Raw genomic sequence first — 16,465 nt, 5'->3', positions numbered from 1 at the left:
TCATGATCTCTACCTTGCGACGTGGCCTGTTGGTGCTGCTGACAGCCTTGCCCTTGATGGCTGGCGCCGCGGTGGCTGCGCCTTCCGCGCACGACATCGTCCAGGACACCACGACCCGTTTGCTGGCAGACCTTGCCACCAACAAAGAAAAGTACAAACAAAGCCCAAGCGAGTTCTACGACGCCCTCAACGGCATTGTCGGCCCGGTGGTGGACGCCGACGGCATCTCCCGCAGCATCATGACTGTCAAGTACTCGCGCAAGGCTACGCCCGCGCAAATGCAGACCTTCCAGGACAACTTCAAGCGCAGCCTGATGCAGTTCTACGGCAACGCATTGCTGGAATATAACAACCAGGGCATCGTTGTTTCCCCGGCCAAGGATGAGTCCGGTAACCGCACCAGCGTGGACATGCAGGTCAAGGGCAACAACGGTTCGGTCTACCCGGTTTCCTACACTCTTGAGAAGATCAACGGTGAGTGGAAAGTGCGCAACGTGATCATCAACGGCATCAACATCGGCAAACTGTTCCGTGACCAGTTCGCGGACGCGATGCAGCGCAATGGCAACGATCTGGACAAAACCATCAATGGTTGGGCCGGTGAAGTGGCCAAGGCCAAGGAAGTGACCGAAAAAGCCTCTGAAGAGAAGGCCCAATGAGCGAGTCGGCTGTCCGTCTCGGCGAGGCCGGCGAGCTGCTCTTGAGCGGCGTACTGGATTACCTCAGTGGGCCTGGCCTGCGTAAGCAGGGCCAGGCGCTGATTAATGCCAGCACCGCGCCTGCATTGGTGCTGGATTGCTCATCAGTGGTGAAGTCCAGCAGCGTCGGTCTGTCGTTGCTGCTGTGCTTCATGCGTGATGCCGCCGCGGTCAACAAAGCTGTCAGTATTCGTGCATTGCCCGAAGATATGCGTGAAATTGCTCAGGTTTCGGGTTTGACCGAGCTGTTGGCGCATCCTTAATACACATTATTAAAGAAGCCCCCCGTCAGAGTCCTGCTATGCGGGGTTCGCAGGCGCGGGGCTTTTTTGTATGATGTCCGACCCGCGCGCACTGGGCGCCGATAGAGGTTGAGCATGCAGGCCGTAGAAGTGAAGAGCTTCCTTGAAGGAAAGCTGCCAGATACGAAGGTGGAAGTTGAAGGCGAAGGCTGCAACTTCCAGCTGAACGTAATTAGCGATGAACTGGCGGCATTGAGCCCGGTCAAGCGTCAGCAGCAGATCTATGCCCATTTGAACCCATGGATCACCGATGGCAGCATCCATGCGGTCACTATGAAATTTTTCAGCCGCGCGGCCTGGGCCGAGCGCACCTGAGCCCCTAGGCGTCGAGATTCTTATGGATAAATTGATTATTACCGGTGGTATTCGTCTTGATGGCGAAATCCGTATCTCCGGGGCAAAAAACTCTGCCTTGCCAATCCTTGCAGCTACGTTGCTGTGCGATGGTCCGGTCACCGTGGCCAACCTGCCGCACCTGCACGACATCACCACCATGATCGAGCTGTTCGGTCGCATGGGCATCGAGCCGGTGATCGACGAGAAACTGTCGGTCGAAATCGACCCGCGTACCATCAAGACCCTGATCGCCCCGTACGAGCTGGTGAAAACCATGCGCGCCTCGATCCTGGTACTGGGTCCTATGGTTGCCCGTTTCGGCGAAGCCGAAGTGGCCCTGCCTGGCGGTTGCGCCATCGGCTCGCGTCCGGTGGACCTGCACATCCGTGGCCTTGAAGCCATGGGCGCAACCATTGACGTCGAAGGCGGCTACATCAAGGCCAAGGCGCCGGAAGGCGGCCTGCGTGGTGCCAACTTCTTCTTCGATACCGTCAGTGTGACCGGTACCGAGAACATTATGATGGCCGCCGCACTGGCCACTGGCCGCAGCGTGCTGCAAAACGCCGCGCGCGAGCCGGAAGTGGTCGACTTGGCCAACTTCCTGATCGCCATGGGCGCCAACATCACCGGCGCCGGCACCGACACCATCACCATCGAAGGCGTGAAGCGCCTGCACTCGGCCACCTACAAGGTCATGCCGGACCGCATCGAGACCGGTACCTACCTGGTTGCTGCCGCTGTTACCGGTGGTCGCGTCAAGGTCAAGGACACTGATCCGACCATCCTTGAAGCTGTCCTGGAAAAACTCAAGGAAGCGGGCGCTGAAATCACCACCGGCGACGACTGGATTGAGCTGAACATGCACGGCAAGCGGCCTAAGGCCGTCAACGTGCGAACCGCTCCGTACCCGGCGTTCCCGACCGACATGCAGGCGCAGTTCGTTTCCCTGAACGCAATTGCTGAAGGCACCGGTGCGGTTATCGAGACCATCTTCGAAAACCGTTTCATGCACGTGTATGAACTGCACCGCATGGGCGCCAAGATCCAGGTCGAAGGCAACACTGCCATCGTCACCGGTATCGAGAAGCTCAAGGGCGCGCCAGTAATGGCCACCGACCTGCGCGCTTCCGCCAGCCTGGTGATCTCGGCGCTGTGCGCTGAAGGTGACACCCTGATCGATCGCATCTACCACATCGACCGTGGTTACGAGTGCATCGAAGAGAAGCTGCAGATGCTCGGCGCGAAGATCCGCCGCGTACCGGGCTAGTCGCTGCACGGGGCACAGGGAGGTGCCCACGGTTTTGTTTTAAGTCGAGGTCTGTAAAGGCCTCGATCTGTGTCTGGCGCCGCTTGCGACCGGACAGCAATTGCCTGATGAAGGACTGACGTTTCCCATGTTGACCATCGCACTGTCCAAGGGCCGCATCCTTGACGACACTTTGCCGCTTCTGGCTGAAGCGGGCATCGTGCCGACCGAGAATCCGGACAAAAGCCGCAAGTTGATCATCCCCACGACCCAGGCTGACGTACGCCTGCTGATCGTGCGCGCCACTGACGTACCGACCTACGTTGAGCATGGCGCCGCTGATCTTGGCGTGGCCGGTAAAGACGTGCTTATGGAATACGGTGGCCAGGGCCTGTACGAGCCACTGGACCTGCGTATTGCCTTGTGCAAACTGATGACCGCTGGCCGTGTTGGCGACGTCGAGCCCAAGGGCCGCCTGCGGGTGGCGACCAAGTTCGTCAACGTTGCCAAGCGCTACTACGCCGAACAAGGCCGTCAGGTCGACATCATCAAGCTCTACGGCTCGATGGAACTGGCGCCGCTGATTGGTCTGGCGGACAAGATCATCGATGTGGTCGACACCGGTAACACCCTTCGTGCCAATGGCCTGGAGCCCCAGGACTTCATCGCCGATATCAGCTCCCGGCTGATCGTCAACAAAGCCTCGATGAAAATGCAGCACGCCCGTATCCAGGCGTTGATCGACACCCTGCGCAAGGCAGTGGAGTCTCGACACTGCGGTTGACTCACCCGCGTAGCTGAAAAGCTACGCCCGTCTATCCGCCTCATAGCCAGAATTCTCAGGTGCCCAAGCGGATCGACTGCTAACTTTCGGCGCCTGAGCACTTTTGTCAATCCTATGAGGCCCTCGCTATGACCACGTCCACTGCAATTGCCCGACTCAACGCTGCCGATCCGGATTTCGCCCATCATCTGGATCATCTGCTGAGCTGGGAAAGTGTGTCCGACGAATCGGTCAACCAGCGGGTGCTCGACATCATCAAGGCTGTGCGCGAACGCGGTGACGCGGCGCTGGTGGATTTCACTCGTCAGTTCGATGGTTTGGACGTCGCCTCCATGGCCGACCTGATCCTGCCCCGCGAACGCTTGGAACTGGCCTTGACCCGCATCACCGAACCCCAGCGCGAAGCTCTGGAAGTGGCAGCGGCGCGGGTGCGCAGCTATCACGAAAAACAGAAGCAGGACTCCTGGAGTTACACCGAGGCCGACGGCACGGTGCTGGGCCAGAAGGTCACACCCCTGGACCGTGCCGGCCTGTACGTGCCGGGCGGTAAAGCATCCTATCCGTCATCGGTGCTGATGAACGCCATTCCGGCCAAGGTCGCTGGCGTGATTGAAGTGGTCATGGTGGTGCCAACCCCTCGTGGTGAAATCAACGAACTGGTGCTGGCCGCGGCCTGCATCGCCGGCGTTGACCGAGTGTTCACCATCGGCGGCGCCCAAGCGGTTGCAGCGCTGGCGTACGGCACCGAAAGCGTGCCGAAGGTCGACAAGGTGGTCGGCCCCGGCAACATCTATGTCGCCACTGCCAAGCGCCACGTGTTTGGCCAGGTCGGCATCGACATGATCGCCGGCCCTTCGGAAATCCTCGTGGTGTGCGACGGCCAGACTGATCCGGACTGGATCGCCATGGACTTGTTCTCCCAGGCCGAGCACGACGAAGACGCCCAGGCGATCCTGGTCAGCCCCGATGCCGAATTCCTCGACAAGGTCGCCGCCAGCATTGCCAAGTTGCTGCCGACCATGGAACGTGCCGAGATCATCGAAAAATCGATCAATGGCCGTGGTGCGCTGATCCTGGTTCGTGATATGGAGCAGGCCATCGAAGTGGCCAATCGTATCGCCCCGGAACACCTGGAGCTATCCGTAGCCGACCCACAAGCCTGGCTGCCGTTGATTCGCCACGCCGGCGCGATCTTCATGGGTCGCCACACGAGCGAAGCCCTGGGCGACTACTGCGCCGGTCCCAACCATGTGTTGCCGACGTCCGGTACCGCGCGGTTCTCGTCGCCGCTGGGTGTGTATGACTTCCAGAAGCGTTCGTCGATCATCTTCTGTTCGCCCCAAGGCGCCTCTGAACTGGGCAAGACTGCCTCGGTGCTGGCGCGCGGCGAGTCGCTGACGGCCCACGCCCGCAGTGCTGAATACCGCATAGTTGACGACAAGAAAGGGAGCTGAGAAATGAGCAGATTTTGGAGCCCATTCGTCAAGAACCTGGTGCCCTATGTGCCAGGTGAACAACCGAAGCTGGCCAAGCTGGTCAAGCTCAATACCAATGAAAATCCTTATGGTCCATCGCCCAAGGCGCTGGCGGCCATGCAAGGCGAGCTGAACGACAACCTGCGTTTGTACCCGGACCCCAATGGCGATCTGCTCAAGCAGGCTGTTGCGCAGTATTACGGTGTGCAAACGGCACAGGTGTTCCTGGGTAATGGTTCCGATGAAGTTCTGGCCCATATCTTTCACGGTTTGTTCCAGCACGATCAGCCGCTGCTATTCCCGGACATCAGCTACAGCTTCTACCCGGTGTATTGCGGTCTCTACGGCATCACCTTCGACGCGGTGCCACTGGATGAACAGTTCCAGATCCGTGCTGCGGACTATGCCAAGCCTAACGGCGGAATCATCTTCCCCAACCCGAACGCGCCCACCGGTTGCGTGATGGCGCTGGACGCTGTGGAGCAGATCCTCAAGGCGAGCCCGGACTCAGTGGTGGTGGTCGATGAAGCCTATATCGACTTTGGCGGCGAAACCGCCATCAGCCTGGTGGACCGTTACCCCAATCTGCTGGTGACCCAGACCCTGTCCAAGTCGCGCTCCCTGGCAGGATTGCGCGTGGGCCTGGCGGTGGGCCATCCGGACCTGATCGAGGCGCTGGAACGAGTCAAGAACAGCTTCAACTCCTACCCGCTGGATCGCTTGGCGATTGTCGGGGCGGCGGCGGCATTCGAGGATCGAGAGTACTTCGAGAAGACGTGCCGTTTGGTAATCGACAGCCGTGACAAGGTGGTCGGGCAGTTGCAGGCGAAAGGTTTTGAGGTGTTGCCGTCGGCAGCGAACTTCATCTTTGCCAGACACCCACAACACGACGCGGCTGGTTTGGCTGCGAAGTTGCGCGAGCAAGGTGTGATCGTGCGGCACTTCAAGCAGGAGCGGATTGCCCAGTTCCTGCGCATTAGCATCGGTACGCCCGAGCAGAACCAGGCGTTGATCGACGGGCTGGGCGAGCTTTAACTGATACTGAAATCAAATGTGGGAGCTGTCGAACTCGAGCGAGTCTCGACAGCTCCCACATTGTTATTGCTGAGCCGTTAAATCAGCGGCTCATCCGGCTTTTTGTTCTTCCAGCCATCATTGCCCGGCAGCAGCAGATTCAACCCAATCGCCACCACCGCACACAGGGCGATGCCCTTGAGGCCGAAGTCGTCCGGGCCAGTCCCGGTGCCGATCAACACGCCACCAATCCCGAACACCAGGGTCACCGAAACAATCACCAGATTGCGCGCTTCCCCTAGGTCGATCTTGTGACGAATCAGGGTGTTCATCCCCACTGCGGCAATCGAGCCGAACAGCAGGCATAGAATCCCACCCATCACCGGTACCGGGATGCTTTGCAGCAGCGCGCCGAACTTGCCGACAAAAGCCAGGGTGATGGCAAACACCGCCGCCCAGGTCATGATTTTCGGGTTGTAGTTCTTGGTCAGCATCACTGCGCCCGTTACTTCGGCGTAGGTGGTGTTGGGCGGGCCGCCGAGCATGCCGGCAGCGGTGGTGGCGATACCGTCGCCCAGCAGCGTGCGATGCAGGCCGGGCTTTTTCAGGTAGTCGCGACCGGTGACGCTGCCCACGGCAATCACGCCGCCGATGTGCTCAATGGCAGGCGCCAACGCCACGGGGACGATAAATAGAATCGCCTGCCAATTGAACTCTGGCGCCGTGAAGTGGGGCAGGGCGAACCAGGGTGCGGCGGCAATCTTGGCCGTGTCGACCACGCCAAAGTAGAACGCCATGGCAAAACCCACCAGCACGCCGGAGATGATCGGCACCAGGCGGAAAATGCCTTTGCCAAAGACCGCCACGATCAACGTGGTCAGTAGCGCCGGCATCGAGATCAGCATCGCCGTCTGGTAATGAATCAGCTCGGCACCATCACTGCCTTTACCCATCGCCATGTTCGCGGCAATCGGCGCCATGGCCAGTCCGATGGAAATGATCACCGGCCCGATCACCACCGGCGGCAGCAGACGGTCGATGAAACCGGTGCCCTTGATCTTCACCGCAGCGCCCAGGAAGGTATAAACGAAGCCGGCGGCCATCACCCCGCCCATGGTTGCCGCTAGGCCGAACTGCTCCTTGGCGAGAATGATCGGGGTGATAAAGGCAAAGCTCGACGCCAGGAACACCGGCACTTGCCGTCCTGTGACTACCTGGAACAGCAACGTGCCAAGGCCTGCGGTAAACAGCGCGACGTTTGGATCAAGACCTGTGATCAGTGGCATCAACACCAACGCACCAAATGCCACGAAGAGCATCTGTGCGCCAGACAGGATCTGGCGCCAAAGCGGGTCGTTGAATTCATCCTGCATGGTCACGCGTCCTTCTGCTTGGTACCGAAAATCTTGTCGCCGGCATCGCCCAGGCCCGGAATGATGTAGCCGTGCTCGTTCAGGCGTTCATCGATGGAGGCGGTGTAGATCACCACGTCAGGGTGCGCTTTCTCGACGGCGGCGATGCCTTCGGGAGCAGCAACCAGCACCATGGCGCGAATGTCTTTGCAGCCGGCTTTCTTCAGCAGGTTGATGGTGGCAACCATGGAACTGCCGGTGGCGAGCATCGGGTCGATGATCATCGCCAGGCGTTCGTCGATTTCCGGCACCAGTTTTTCCAGGTAGGTGTGGGCCTGCAGGGTTTCTTCATTGCGGGCCACGCCTACGGCGCTGACCTTGGCGCCCGGGATCAGGCTCAGCACGCCTTCAAGCATGCCGATGCCGGCGCGCAGGATCGGGACCACGGTAATTTTCTTGCCGGCGATCTTCTCGACCTGGACGGCACCGCACCAACCGTCAACCTCGTAGGTTTCCAGGGGCAAATCTTTAGTCGCTTCGTAGGTGAGCAACGCTCCGACTTCCTGAGCAAGCTCACGGAAGTTCTTCGTGCTAATGTCGGCACGGCGCATAAGGCCGAGTTTGTGTCGGATCAGCGGATGGCGGATCTCACGGATGGGCATGGGGAAGGGCTCCGGCGGCGGGCAAAAAAACCGGATTAGATTAATCTATCTGAGGGTGTTGTCCTATAGACATCTGGCACATTAGTCCATAAAGGCTTGAACGTTGCGTCCCAGAAGCGTACCTTCGCCCGCTTTTCTTGCCACAGTACCCTTGGAGAGCGCCATGTCCGCTGATCTCGAGCATATCCGTCAAATCATGCGAGAGGCTGACTGCCTGTACACCGAGTCGCAAGTCGAAGAGGCGATCGCCAAGGTCGGCGAAAAGATCACTCGGGAAATGGCCGACACCAACCCGGTGGTGTTCTGTGTAATGAACGGCGGTCTGATTTTTGCCGGAAAATTGCTCACGCATCTGAAATTCCCCCTGGAAGCGTCCTACCTGCACGCCACCCGCTATCGCAATGAAACCACCGGTGGCGACCTGTTCTGGAAGGCCAAGCCGGAAGTCTCGCTGGTCGACCGCGACGTGCTGATCGTTGACGATATCCTTGATGAAGGCCACACCCTGGGCGCGATCATCGACTTCTGCAAGCACGCTGGCGCCCGCGCTGTTCACACCGCCGTGCTGATCGACAAGGACCACGACCGCAAGGCTCGTCCAGACCTGAAAGCCGATTACATGGGCCTGCCGTGCATCGACCGTTACCTCTTCGGTTACGGCATGGACTACAAGGGTTACTGGCGCAATGCTGCGGGCATCTACGCCGTCAAGGGGATGTAATCGATGGTCAGCTTTCTCGATCAATCGCTGTTTGCCGAGTTGGCCGAGAACGCATCCGCCAGCCCCCGTGGCCGGCACCATCACAACTTCCACAAGATGGACGAGCCGTGCCACCGCATGGCGGTGGGTATGCAGCCAAGCACCTACGTGCCACCGCATCGTCACTTGAGCGCCGACAAGGCGGAAACCCTGCTGGTGCTCAAGGGCTGCCTGGGTTTGTTGATTTTCAGCGAGGCCGGCGAGGTGCTGGCCAAGCGTGTCATGCGGGCAGGCGGTGAGTGCCAGGGCGTCGATTTGCCGCCGGGGGTGTTCCATGGGCTAGTGGTGCTGGAGCCTGACTCGCTGATGTTCGAATGCAAGGCCGGGCCTTATCGGCCGGTGGGCGAAGGCGAGCTGGCGACCTGGGCACCCCGTGAAGGCGATCCCGAAGTGGCTGCCTATCAGCGCTGGATGCTTGCCCAGTTCGATTGAGCTACAGTGCTGGGCCATCTTCCACGGAGCGGCCCATGAGCCTTTTGATCCGCAGTTGCGCCATCCTGGCGCTGATCGTCAGTCTGCCTCTGGCCGCGGCTCCTGCGCCGATGCACAGCCAATTCCTGCCACCTGATGACCTGATGCTGCGCGGCGAGAGTCCCGAGCAGCAGCAACTGCTGCAAGTTACCGAGTATTCGGTGGTGGTGGGCAACCAGCGTCAATCCAATCAGCAGCCGATTCCGGTGACATCACCGTTGTTGGTCCGCCTTAAGGGCAAATCCCTGAACAAGGGCGCGAGCATCAGCCAGGTGATCCTTAACTTTGACGGCGAAAGCAAGAGCCTGAAAAAGCCGGCCTTTGACGATAAAAGCAAAACTCTGACCCTGTATTACCCATTGGCTCAGTACCGGGTGATCATCGACTTGCTGCGTAATGAAACCCTGTATGTGCAGTTTTTAAGCTATGCCAACGGCCATATCTGGGCGGATTTGCACACCGGGGCGGTGCGCTCAAGGTAAGAGCGCAGGTAAACTGCTCACCCCGTGTAAATGTCTGCAAGCTGGAGTCGGCAATGCGTAAAGATAAGAAGCAATTGATTGGTGATGAAATCGGCGATGAGCAGATCAAGCTGTTCCTGGATTTTGAACCGGTCGACGCCACTTCGCCTTCCCACCACAAACTGATCAAAGCCTACCGTGGCCTGCGCATCGACGACTTCGAGCGGTTCCTGGTTTTTTTCAAAGAGGCGAGCCTGGACCTGGACGGTAAGGATGAGCACGGCTTGACCTTCGTTGAAGTGATCAAGGACCAGCGCAACGCTGCCGAGTACATTGAATTGATCGACAAAGCTCGCGGCTGATTACTCCTGGCGAAAAAAAACGCCCCGTTCTCACCATGGAGAACGGGGCGTTTTTTATGAGCGGGCTTTAAGCGTAGCTTTCGGTCTCGCTGCTTTGCTCAACCAGTTCCAGGCTGATGTTGTTCTGCGTGTTGATCTTGCGATACAGCGCAGCATCGGTTTCCAGGATTTTCTCCCGGGCCGGGAAGATTTCCGAAAGTTTGGTGGCCCACTCACCGGACGCCTTGTCCGGGAAGCAGCGTTCGATCAGGTCGAGCATGATCGAAACGGTGACCGACGCGCCTGGAGAAGCGCCCAGCAGTGCCGCCAGTGAGCCATCCTTGGCCGCTACCAGCTCGGTGCCAAATTGCAGCACGCCGCCTTTTTTCGGGTCTTTCTTGATGATCTGTACCCGTTGGCCTGCTACTTCCAGGCGCCAGTCTTCGGCTTTCGCTTCAGGGTAGAAGCGGCGCAGGGATTCCAGGCGCTGTTCCATGGATTGCATGACTTCGCTGACCAGGTACTTGGTCAGGTCCATGTTGTCCCGGGCCACGGCCAGCATCGGACCGATGTTGCCAGCGCGAACCGACATTGGCAGGTCGAGGAAGGAGCCGTGCTTGAGGAACTTGGTGGTGAAACCGGCGTATGGCCCGAACAGCAGGGATTTCTTGCCGTCGACCACGCGGGTGTCCAGGTGCGGCACCGACATCGGTGGCGAGCCTACTGCGGCTTGGCTGTAGACCTTGGCCTGGTGGTGCTTGACCACTTCCGGGTTGTCGCAACGCAGCCACTGGCCACTGACCGGAAAGCCACCGAAGCCTTTGCTTTCTTCGATGCCTGAGGCTTGCAACAGCGGCAGTGCCGCGCCACCGGCACCAAGGAATACGAACTTGGCGTCGACGTCACGGGAGTTGCCGCTGTTGACGTCCTTGATGCTCACGGTCCAGCCGGCGCTGTTGCGCTTGAGGCCGGTGACACGTTTGCTGTACTTGACCTGGGCATCGGCCGAGCTGGTCAGGTGCGCCAGCAACTGATTGGTCAGGGCGCCAAAGTTGACGTCGGTGCCGTTCAGTACGCGGGTAGCGGCGATTTTTTCGTCAAGCGGGCGGCCGGGCATCATCAGCGGCATCCACTCGGCCATCTGCCCACGGTCTTCGGTGTAATGCATGTCCACGAAGGCGTGGTGCTGGCTGAGGGTTTCAAAGCGCTTCTTGAGGAACGACACGCCTTTTTCGCCCTGCACGAAACTCAGGTGCGGAACTGCACTGATAAAGGACTTGGACGAGCCAAAGGTGCCTTTTTTGGTCAGGTACGCCCAGAACTGCTTCGATACCTCGAACTGGGTGTTGATGTGCACGGCCTTCTTGATGTCGATAGAACCGTCTTGAGCCTGGGGTGTGTAGTTCAACTCACACAGCCCGGCGTGGCCGGTCCCGGCGTTGTTCCACGGGTTGGAACTTTCCGCGGCACCCGAATCCATCAGCTCAACGACTTCCAGCTTGAGGCCGGGGTCGAGCTCTTTGAGCAGTACGGCGAGGGTGGCACTCATGATGCCTGCCCCTACCAGTACTACGTCGACTGCTTCGTTATGCGCCATTTAACGCGTCTCCAAAATCTGCAGCACCAAATTGACGGCATGGCTGCCAGGAGTGACGGGGCGGTTCATTGATGCCCCAGGTTACCCATGGCCAGGATCGCCATGTCCGCTTCGCAATTTTTCGCATCTCTTTACAACATCGGCGCACACTGCCTATCGGGCCTTATCTGCATATGAACGCATTTAAGGGCGCCTGTGGCAATTCGACTTATGGTCAAGTACGTCCGATCGTGCAACCAAATCCGTAGCGGACAGGCTTCAAGCTCCAGTTATTGAGGAGTACTCGGTCCTGTGTGGTTGGGCAGTGCCAGACGCTGATGGTGCTTGTACAAACGCAAAACTATTCATTTGCTCGCCACACTCTTGTGAAGTTGTGAAAACCCGTTTTTTTCACGCTCTTTTGAAGACGTGAACCTCAAAAAAGGGCTGCCCCAGTCTGGCACCTGGCCCGAAATCACTGCCGACAAGCGGCATAACGGGCAAACAACTCAAGTGGCCGAGCGCAATGGCAGCTCTGGCAGATTGGGTAAAGGAGGTGGTTTTGCAGAAAAACAGCAAGCACGCCAGCTTCACTTAATCTGTGTGGGCGGCTCTCTGTGGGCGGTGCGGGGGAGCTAATACAGGAGCATTAGCGATGCTGCGAGGCCCGATCAGGAGACGTCCTTATAATCGGGGGGAGATTGTAGCGAAGAAATGCGGGTAAATGGTCGTGTTTTATGACTTTTATTAGCCGTTCGGTCAGGCGGTCAACGGCTGGCGCTGCAATGACCTTGAAATGCGTGGGCTCAAACGTGCTCGTGCGGGCAAGGGGTGATGCATCCAGCTCAAGCGAATTTCTTCGACTTCGACCCAGCCATTGCCCACGGGGGGCAGGCCGCACTGCTTGAAAGCCTGGCAGTGGCCTTGTTGATCGAGCAGGGCAAAGTGCCGGTGAGCGGGTTTGCGCATGAACAACGACCAGAAAAAGTGCATGGCGATCAACCTCCTGTGAGTTGAGGCCAAGGTTGCCTGCAAGGCATGACACCAGCGTGTAACCGCTGTGACATATCAGTGACACCGAACCGCTACAAGCCCGTCGGGTCTGAGTTGTAACTGGCGCTAGTTCAAGGACATGGCGCACCGCTATACTGCCCGCCTGTCGGTACCTGATTTCTGGAGAGAAACGCATGTTGCAACGCCTGTTGTTCGGTTTGATCACTGTGACCAGTTTGACCCTGGTTGGCTGCGCCCACAGCCCGCAACAACTGAGCCCACAGCCGAAAATCACCAGCCAGCTGGCAGCTGTCGGCCATGGCCAGCCGGTGTCGGTGCGTGTGGTCGATGGTCGTCCGTCGCCTACCCTGGGCACTCGTGGCGGTCTGTACCCGGAAACCAGCGCCATTACGGTGACCGGTGCCGATGTACTGCCCAAGCTGCAAGCCCAGGCTGAAGCCGCGGTACGCCTGCTGGGGTTCACCCCCACCAGCAACTCCCCTGGCGCGCCGCAATTGACCGTGACCCTGGCTGAGCTGAAATACCAGTCGCCTAAAGAGGGGTTGTATGTGACCGAAGCCACGATTGCCGCGACCTTCCGCTCCGACGTGTCCGCCGGCAGCCGTCGTTACAGCGGCCGTTATGGCGCGTCCCTGGATCAGCGCTTCGGCATGGCGCCGAACCAGGACACCAACACCAAGCTAGTCAGCGATGTGTTGAGCGATGCCCTGACGCGCCTGTTCAAGGACCCGAGCATCGGGCAGATCCTCAGCTCGCAGTAATCGCTTCAAAAAAAACCGGGCTCAGTGATGAGCCCGGTTTTTTATGCCTGTAACTGTCACGCAGCTGTTTCGACATAAAAGTCGAGCACACTCACCCCAGTCAGCAAATCCAACTCCGGCAGGTCGGCATGCTGATGCCCGCCGAGGGCGCAATACACCAGCCAATGCCGATCCTGCACATTGAACGCCAGGCCGCCGACCAGCGCCTCTTGCTCGTCGTTTTGAGGCATCAGATACAGCCGATCCTGGTTTTGCGCGTGCAACATGACAAGCTCCCGGGCGTTCGAAGGGCAACAGCGTGGCTTGTTAAGGTGACGTTCAGGTGACGGTGTAAATTACTCGATACATTAGCCGTCAATGGAGGAGGGAGTTGGCAGGCGCAGGCTGCGCATATCGTTCAGGTTTGTATCTGAATGGATACCAATACACTGTTACACCGAGGCTTGTGATGGCGCTGCCTGCAATACTGATCAATGCGTTTGCCCTGTTGCTGGCTTGCCCCGGTGCATGTCTGCTGTTCATCACCCGCCTGCGGGAGCAACGAGCGATGGCCAGTCTCGCCGCGCAGAGCGAGGAGCGGGCTATCGACCAGCCGATGCTGTTTCTGGACGTGAGGACCGAGCGTGTCCACCGTCTTTCCTACCGACTCGGTTTTGCCGGCCTCGGGCTTGCGCTGCTGGTTTCCTGGTTCAGCACCCGCCTGTAGGAGCGGGCGTCCCCTCGCTCCTACAGTGGGTCGGGTTTACAGGGGGATGCCGGCTTTGACTCGGTATTGATTACGTACTGGTGTCGCGTACTGCAGCACTAGATACGGCCGATGCTCGCTCGGGCACGCATTCAATCGACGCTCCCACTCCGCTTTCGCCTTGGTCAGCTCATCTACCGGGAACATCTCGGCAGCTGCCGGCACCTGTAATTGCGGGTCGGTATCGCACCACTGGGCATACGCCAGGTAATGCACCGGAAACAACCGATAACCGCCCAGAATCTGCCGGTCCATCTCGATAGCCAGCAGTTTGGTGTCTTCGAAGCGTTCGGTGATCGGCGAGGCGAAGTTGACGTGGACCCGGCCCTTGTAGCCGGTAATGCCCAAGGCGATGCTCCCATCGTCCTCACCCGGCGCCTTGCTGTAGGTGCCGGTGGTGGCGCGGATGTACAGTTCGCGAGCCTTGGCCGAATCGCACGGGTCGTATTCGTAGCTGATGGACACCGGCGTCAGGTTCAGCGACTGAATGACCTCGGCAAACGGCTCGTCCTTGCGGCTCATGTGGAACATCTTGAGGATCGCTGACTCGGTGCGATCATCCCCATCCTTGGCGCGACCTTCGGCCTGGGCGATCCAAATCGACTCGCAGTCGTTGCGGATCGAGTGGTTGATATAGGCCGACAGCAACTGATACGCCGCCATCTTCTCGCGCCGCCCAGCGATTGAGCGGTGCACGATAAAGCTCTTGTTCAGGCGCATCAGGTCGCTGACAAACGGCTTTTGCAGCAGGTTGTCGCCAATGGCAATGCGCGGCGTCGGCAGGCCTGCGTGGTATATCGCGTAGTTGACGAAGGCCGGGTCCATTACGATATCGCGATGGTTGGTCAAAAACAGGTAGGCGCTGCCAGACTTGAACTGCTCGACACCGCTATAGGTCACGCCGTCGGTCGCGCGATCTATAGTGTGGTCGACGTAGAGTTCGACTTTGTCCTGCAGTGTGGCGACGGTGGTCACGCTGGCGAACTCACGGCGCAGTTTGTAAGCGATTATCGGCTTGAGCAGCCAGCCCAAGGCGCCGGCAAAGCGCGGGAAGCGAAAGTGGGTCAGGATGTCCAGAAAGGCCTTGTCACTGAACAGCCGTGCCAGCACTGCCGGGACTTCGCTGTCGTTGTAAGGTCGGATGGTATCGAATTCGCCCATCATGCTCTCTTGTTAGAAACGGCTAGGGTAAGTAAAAGGTTTGGATCGATAAGTGACAGGGCGCGGTCTGAACAATGGGATCAAACGACAATAGCCCTGCAAATAGACCGGCGATTATACGCACAAGTCACTTGGGAGACCGTGATGCTGGAAACTGAAGTCTACGATTGTCCTTATTGTGGTGAAGCGGTCGAGGCGATACTGGATTTGTCCGGTGGCGATCAGACCTATATTGAAGACTGTCCAGTGTGCTGCCGGCCCATTACTTTCGTGCTGCAGATTCACGATGGTGAATGGATGCTCGAAGTGCGCAGCGAAAACGAATAATGCGTCGCGAGAAGGAATAAAAAGGTACGCCATGCAGCGAATCTACGAACCGGAAAACCTGATGGAAGGCGAATTGCTCCAGGGCATGCTCGCCAGTGAAGGCATCAAGGCCCACCTGGTGGGGCGTGACTTGCTGGGTGGCACCGGCGAGTTGCCGATCTATGGCCTGCTGGCCCTCGCAGTGGAGGACGAACAGGCCGCTTACGCCCGGGAGTTGATCACCGCCTACAACGGCGCGCTGCCGATTCCCGGCGATGAAGCCGACAGCTTCCCCGACGTGCTGGTCTGTTAGGCTGTTGGCTGGTTTACCCAAGAGTCGTGTTGCCCCATGTGTGGACGTTATGCCCTGTTTCGCTGGAACCCCGCCTTTGCTGCCTTGCCGGGCTTCCCGGCCGATCAAAAGGCCCAGTGGAACATTTCCCCCAATGATTCGGTGCTGATCCAGCGCGCGACCAACGGTCAACACGAGCTGGCGCGGGCGCGCTGGGGCCTGACTCCGCCGTGGCTGACCGACTTGTCCCGCACACCGGCCCATGCCCGCGCGGAAACCCTGGCGGAGCAGCCAATGTTTCGCGAGGCCTTTCGCCAGCGCCGCTGCCTGTTGCCGGCCAATGGTTTCTACGAATGGCGTGGTACCCAGCGTAAACGACCGTACTGGCTGACGCCGGGAGAGGGCTCGACGCTGTTTTTCGCCGCTATCTGGGAAGCTTATCCGGTGCAGGAACAGGTGTGGCTGAGCGCGGCGGTGGTGACGCAGGCAGCGTCGAATCAGCGTCGGCCGTTGATTCTCGATGCGGCGGGGCAAGACGCGTGGCTCAACCCCGAGACCCCGCTGCACGTTTTGCAGGCTTTACTGGCCAGCGAACCCGCTGCGCTGCGCGAGCGGGTACTGGCCAATATGGTGAATGATCCCAAGCTTAATGGGCCGGAGTGTCTGACGCCGGGTTGAGCCTGGATTTTTGTGGGGCAAGCACCCGCT

At 59.1% G+C, this 16,465-nt stretch carries 22 protein-coding genes; 16 read left to right on the top strand and 6 right to left on the bottom strand.

Annotated elements, in window-relative coordinates; genetic code table 11:
• Window positions 1–2: 2 nt before the first annotated feature.
• From ACZRJ6_RS04100 to hisC, 7 genes are all read left to right on the top strand, one after another.
• Entirely contained in the window at window positions 3–659 is a 657-nt protein-coding gene (locus tag ACZRJ6_RS04100; protein WP_463967178.1) for an MlaC/ttg2D family ABC transporter substrate-binding protein, read from the top strand.
• Complete coding sequence (locus ACZRJ6_RS04095) at window positions 656–961, top strand: STAS domain-containing protein (RefSeq protein ID WP_463967177.1); 306 nt, start codon at window positions 656–658, stop codon at window positions 959–961. The genes ACZRJ6_RS04100 and ACZRJ6_RS04095 overlap by 4 nt, the downstream gene beginning before the upstream one ends.
• A 114-nt stretch (window positions 962–1,075) precedes the next feature.
• Window positions 1,076–1,315 carry a BolA family protein gene (locus ACZRJ6_RS04090; protein ID WP_133099863.1) on the top strand — a complete coding sequence of 80 codons (240 nt, stop codon included), beginning with the start codon at window positions 1,076–1,078 and terminating at the stop codon, window positions 1,313–1,315.
• 22 nt (window positions 1,316–1,337) lie between these two features.
• Window positions 1,338–2,603 carry a UDP-N-acetylglucosamine 1-carboxyvinyltransferase gene (gene murA / locus ACZRJ6_RS04085; RefSeq protein ID WP_463967176.1) on the top strand — a complete coding sequence of 422 codons (1,266 nt, stop codon included), beginning with the start codon at window positions 1,338–1,340 and terminating at the stop codon, window positions 2,601–2,603.
• Window positions 2,604–2,730: 127 nt separating this feature from the next.
• Entirely contained in the window at window positions 2,731–3,366 is a 636-nt protein-coding gene (gene hisG / locus ACZRJ6_RS04080; RefSeq protein WP_463967175.1) for an ATP phosphoribosyltransferase, read from the top strand.
• A 128-nt stretch (window positions 3,367–3,494) separates the two neighbouring features.
• Window positions 3,495–4,820 (top strand): histidinol dehydrogenase, encoded by a 1,326-nt coding sequence (gene hisD, locus ACZRJ6_RS04075; RefSeq protein WP_463967174.1) that lies wholly within the window; start codon window positions 3,495–3,497, stop codon window positions 4,818–4,820.
• Between the two features lie 3 nt (window positions 4,821–4,823).
• A complete protein-coding gene (gene hisC / locus ACZRJ6_RS04070) occupies window positions 4,824–5,876 on the top strand; it encodes a histidinol-phosphate transaminase (protein ID WP_463967173.1) in 1,053 nt (350 codons plus the stop codon).
• Between the two features lie 77 nt (window positions 5,877–5,953).
• Here the strand turns inward: hisC and ACZRJ6_RS04065 are convergent, their stop codons facing one another.
• Entirely contained in the window at window positions 5,954–7,228 is a 1,275-nt protein-coding gene (locus ACZRJ6_RS04065; RefSeq protein ID WP_463967172.1) for a uracil-xanthine permease family protein, read from the bottom strand.
• A 2-nt stretch (window positions 7,229–7,230) separates the two neighbouring features.
• Window positions 7,231–7,869 carry a uracil phosphoribosyltransferase gene (gene upp, locus ACZRJ6_RS04060; protein ID WP_463967171.1) on the bottom strand — a complete coding sequence of 213 codons (639 nt, stop codon included), beginning with the start codon at window positions 7,867–7,869 and terminating at the stop codon, window positions 7,231–7,233.
• 163 nt (window positions 7,870–8,032) lie between these two features.
• Between upp and ACZRJ6_RS04055 the strand changes: the two genes are divergently transcribed.
• Genes ACZRJ6_RS04055 through ACZRJ6_RS04040 form a run of 4 tightly spaced genes read left to right on the top strand, consistent with a single transcriptional unit; the run spans window position 8,033 to window position 9,923 of the window.
• Window positions 8,033–8,590, top strand: coding sequence for a hypoxanthine-guanine phosphoribosyltransferase (locus ACZRJ6_RS04055; protein ID WP_149410901.1), 558 nt, complete (start codon window positions 8,033–8,035; stop codon window positions 8,588–8,590).
• A 3-nt stretch (window positions 8,591–8,593) separates the two neighbouring features.
• Window positions 8,594–9,061 carry a WbuC family cupin fold metalloprotein gene (locus ACZRJ6_RS04050; RefSeq protein ID WP_463967170.1) on the top strand — a complete coding sequence of 156 codons (468 nt, stop codon included), beginning with the start codon at window positions 8,594–8,596 and terminating at the stop codon, window positions 9,059–9,061.
• Between the two features lie 35 nt (window positions 9,062–9,096).
• Entirely contained in the window at window positions 9,097–9,582 is a 486-nt protein-coding gene (locus ACZRJ6_RS04045) for a hypothetical protein (RefSeq protein ID WP_463967169.1), read from the top strand.
• 53 nt (window positions 9,583–9,635) lie between these two features.
• On the top strand, window positions 9,636–9,923 hold the full coding sequence (locus ACZRJ6_RS04040; RefSeq protein WP_463967168.1) for a PA4642 family protein: 288 nt from the start codon (window positions 9,636–9,638) through the stop codon (window positions 9,921–9,923).
• Window positions 9,924–9,990: 67 nt separating this feature from the next.
• On the opposite strand, the gene mqo is transcribed toward ACZRJ6_RS04040, so the two are convergent.
• Together mqo and ACZRJ6_RS04030 are read right to left on the bottom strand one after the other, a co-directional pair.
• Entirely contained in the window at window positions 9,991–11,499 is a 1,509-nt protein-coding gene (gene mqo, locus ACZRJ6_RS04035) for a malate dehydrogenase (quinone) (protein WP_463967167.1), read from the bottom strand.
• Window positions 11,500–12,237: 738 nt separating this feature from the next.
• On the bottom strand, window positions 12,238–12,471 hold the full coding sequence (locus ACZRJ6_RS04030; protein WP_463967166.1) for a hypothetical protein: 234 nt from the start codon (window positions 12,469–12,471) through the stop codon (window positions 12,238–12,240).
• A 194-nt stretch (window positions 12,472–12,665) separates the two neighbouring features.
• Here ACZRJ6_RS04030 and ACZRJ6_RS04025 point away from each other — a divergent pair, with 194 nt between their 5' ends.
• Window positions 12,666–13,253: a YajG family lipoprotein gene (locus ACZRJ6_RS04025; RefSeq protein WP_133099851.1), complete on the top strand. Its 588-nt coding sequence runs from the start codon at window positions 12,666–12,668 to the stop codon at window positions 13,251–13,253.
• 56 nt (window positions 13,254–13,309) lie between these two features.
• Here the strand turns inward: ACZRJ6_RS04025 and ACZRJ6_RS04020 are convergent, their stop codons facing one another.
• The gene (locus ACZRJ6_RS04020; protein ID WP_133099850.1) at window positions 13,310–13,519 is read right to left on the bottom strand and encodes a hypothetical protein; all 210 of its coding nucleotides are present in this window, start codon (window positions 13,517–13,519) and stop codon (window positions 13,310–13,312) included.
• A 182-nt stretch (window positions 13,520–13,701) separates the two neighbouring features.
• On the opposite strand from ACZRJ6_RS04020, the gene ACZRJ6_RS04015 reads away from it, so the two are divergent.
• Entirely contained in the window at window positions 13,702–13,959 is a 258-nt protein-coding gene (locus ACZRJ6_RS04015; RefSeq protein WP_463967165.1) for a hypothetical protein, read from the top strand.
• A 36-nt stretch (window positions 13,960–13,995) separates the two neighbouring features.
• Here the strand turns inward: ACZRJ6_RS04015 and ACZRJ6_RS04010 are convergent, their stop codons facing one another.
• A complete protein-coding gene (locus ACZRJ6_RS04010; RefSeq protein ID WP_463967164.1) occupies window positions 13,996–15,159 on the bottom strand; it encodes a 1-acyl-sn-glycerol-3-phosphate acyltransferase in 1,164 nt (387 codons plus the stop codon).
• Between the two features lie 144 nt (window positions 15,160–15,303).
• Here ACZRJ6_RS04010 and ACZRJ6_RS04005 point away from each other — a divergent pair, with 144 nt between their 5' ends.
• Genes ACZRJ6_RS04005 through ACZRJ6_RS03995 form a run of 3 tightly spaced genes read left to right on the top strand, consistent with a single transcriptional unit; the run spans window position 15,304 to window position 16,435 of the window.
• On the top strand, window positions 15,304–15,486 hold the full coding sequence (locus ACZRJ6_RS04005) for a CPXCG motif-containing cysteine-rich protein (RefSeq protein WP_149410910.1): 183 nt from the start codon (window positions 15,304–15,306) through the stop codon (window positions 15,484–15,486).
• A 31-nt stretch (window positions 15,487–15,517) separates the two neighbouring features.
• Window positions 15,518–15,778, top strand: a complete 261-nt coding sequence (locus tag ACZRJ6_RS04000) for a putative signal transducing protein (RefSeq protein ID WP_463967163.1) — start codon at window positions 15,518–15,520, stop codon at window positions 15,776–15,778.
• Window positions 15,779–15,814: 36 nt separating this feature from the next.
• A complete protein-coding gene (locus tag ACZRJ6_RS03995) occupies window positions 15,815–16,435 on the top strand; it encodes an SOS response-associated peptidase (protein ID WP_463967162.1) in 621 nt (206 codons plus the stop codon).
• Window positions 16,436–16,465: the final 30 nt, after the last annotated feature.

This window comes from Pseudomonas sp. C321 (genome assembly GCF_055407105.1).
The sequence above is the reverse complement of the archived record's forward strand: the minus strand, read 5'-3'. Positions and strand labels throughout refer to the sequence as shown.